The sequence below is a fragment of the Candidatus Methylomirabilota bacterium genome, from assembly GCA_035936835.1.
GTDB lineage: Bacteria > Methylomirabilota > Methylomirabilia > Rokubacteriales > CSP1-6 > AR37.
Genome location: DASYVT010000204.1, coordinates 1 through 2,300, shown reverse-complemented (window position 1 = coordinate 2,300; position 2,300 = coordinate 1). Strand labels below are relative to the sequence as shown.

General features: G+C 71.1%; 3 protein-coding genes. 2 read left to right on the top strand and 1 reads right to left on the bottom strand.

From position 1 onward, the window contains the following. The coding region (locus tag VGV06_18445; protein ID HEV2057124.1) for an FAD-binding oxidoreductase at positions 1–1,384 on the bottom strand (1,384 nt) is incomplete at its 3' end. Between the two features lie 25 nt (positions 1,385–1,409). Here VGV06_18445 and VGV06_18440 point away from each other — a divergent pair. Together VGV06_18440 and VGV06_18435 are read left to right on the top strand one after the other, a co-directional pair. Further along, on the top strand, positions 1,410–1,928 hold the full coding sequence (locus tag VGV06_18440; GenBank protein ID HEV2057123.1) for a TlpA disulfide reductase family protein: 519 nt from the start codon (positions 1,410–1,412) through the stop codon (positions 1,926–1,928). A gap of 18 nt (positions 1,929–1,946) precedes the next feature. Further along, a complete protein-coding gene (locus VGV06_18435; protein HEV2057122.1) occupies positions 1,947–2,282 on the top strand; it encodes a LysE family transporter in 336 nt (111 codons plus the stop codon). The last annotated feature ends 18 nt before the right edge of the window (positions 2,283–2,300 follow it).

Here is a 2,300-nt window from a genome sequence, read left to right as displayed (position 1 = left end):
CGAGGACCAGGTCGAAGATCTCGTCGGCCATGCCCCGCACCTGCTCGAGCCCGCGCGCCGTCTTGAGGTTGACCAACGGCCGGATGTGCAGGCAGCCGACCGAGCAGTGACCGTAATACGCGCCCTCGGCGCCGTGCTTGGCCATGATCTCCCTGAAGCGGGAGACGAACACGGGCAGGTGCTTCGGGTCCACCGCCGTGTCCTCGATGAAGGCGATGGGCTTGGCCTCGCCCTTGGTGCCGAGGAGCAGCCCGAGCCCCGCCTTGCGCAGCTTCCAGATGGACTGCTGCTCTGCTGCGTCGAGCGAGATGTGCGCGGCGTAGCCGAAGCCGGCCGCGGCGCGCTTGGTCTCGAGCGCCTCGACCTTGGAGCGGACCTCGGCCGGCGTATCGCCCGCGTACTCGACGATCAGGATCGCGCCCGGGTCGCCCTGGACGAAGCCCATGCGCTTGGACTGCTCGATGTTGCCCCGCGCCAGGTCGAGGATCATTTTGTCCGTGAGCTCGACGGCGTAGGGCCCGGTCTCGAGGATGGCCTGCGAGGACTCGAGCGCCTCCTGGATGTCGCGGTAGTGGATCACGTCCACGGCCGTGGCCTTGGGGCGCGGGACGAGGCGCATCTTGGCCTCGACGATGGTCAGCAGCGTACCTTCCGATCCGACGACGAGCCGGGCCATGTTGAGCGGCCGGTCCTTGACCAGCTCGTCGAGGTTGTAGCCGCAGACGCGCCGCCAGTGCTTGGGGTAGCGCCGCCGGATCTCGGGGCCGTGTTGGTCGCGGATGCGCGCGACCTCTCGGTAGATCTGGCCTTCGAGCCCCGAGGCGCGCATCTTGGCGCGGAAGGCCTCGGCCGTCACCTCGCCGAACACGGCGCGGCTGCCGTCGGCCAGGAGCGCCGTGATCTCGATGACGTGCTCGACCGTGAGGCCGTAGGCGATCGAGTGGGATCCCCCGGAGTTGTTGCCGAGCATGCCGCCGATGGTGGCGCGGTTGGAGGTCGAGGTGTCCGGCCCGAAGAGGAGCCCGAGCGGCCGGACGTGGGCGTTGAGCTCGTCCTGGACGACGCCCGGCTGCACGCGCGCCCACATCTCCTCGCGGTTGACCTCGAGCACGCCCTGCATCCAGCGCGAGAAGTCCATGACGACCGCCCGGTTGACCGTCTGTCCGGTGAGCGAGGTGCCCCCGCCCCGCGGCAGGACGGCGACGTTCTCCCGGCTCGCCAGCTCCAGCACGGCCTGCACGTCGCCCGCGTGGCGCGGGATCACGACGCCGATCGGCTCCATCTGGTACATCGAGGCGTCGGTGGAATAGAGCAGCCGCGAGTAGGGATCGAAGCGGACGTCGCCCTCGACGGCCCGCCGCAATTCCCGTTCGAGGTCGGTCATGGCGGCGATTATACTATGCGTCGTCATGCGCGTTCTGGCCGCCGCTGCCGTCGCCTTTCTCGCCCTCGGGCCGGCGCCCGCCGCCGCCGCCCCGCCGGCTGCCCCCGCCGTGCGGATGCCTCTCCTCAAGGGCGGCGAGACCTTCGACTCCCGCGCGCTCATCGGCAAGAAGGTGCTCGTGCTCCGCTTCCAGGCCTCATGGTGCAAGACCTGCGCGGCGCAGGCCGCGGGACTCCAACGCGTGTACGAGCGGTACAGGTCGCGGGACGTCGAAATCCTCGCCATTCACGTCAACGACACCGAGCCCGATGTCCGCGCCTTCCTCGAGGCCCACCGCGCCACCTACCCCGTCGCGCTCGACCCGGGCCTCCGGGTCGCCAACCGCTTCGGCTTCAAGCGGGCGCCGTACACGGTGGTCGTCAACAAGCGCGGCGAGATCGTGGCGCGGCTCGACGCGACGGCCGACGAGACACGCCTCGCCGCGGCGATCGACGCCGCCCTCAAGCTTCCGGCCCGCCGCAAGGCGCCGGCCCGCGCGTCCTGACAGCGGCCGGGGCCGCGCGTGGAGCTCTCCGTCTTTCTCCGCGGCCTCGCGATCGGCTTCGGGATCGCCGCGCCCGTCGGCCCGATCGGCATCCTCTGCATCCGCCGCACGATCCTCGACGGCCGCGCCGTCGGCTTCGCGGCCGGGCTGGGCGCCGCCACGGCCGACGCCCTGTACGGCGCCGTGGCGGCCTTCGGCCTCGCGCTCGTGTCGCGCGCGCTCGTGGGCCAGCGCGCCTGGCTGCAGACCGTCGGCGGGCTCTTCCTGTGCTACCTGGGTGTCCGGACATGGATGGCTGCGCCCGCCGCGACAGCGGAGGCATCCCGCCGCGGACCGGGGCTCTTGACCACCTAGCCTGCTCTATTCACGAAC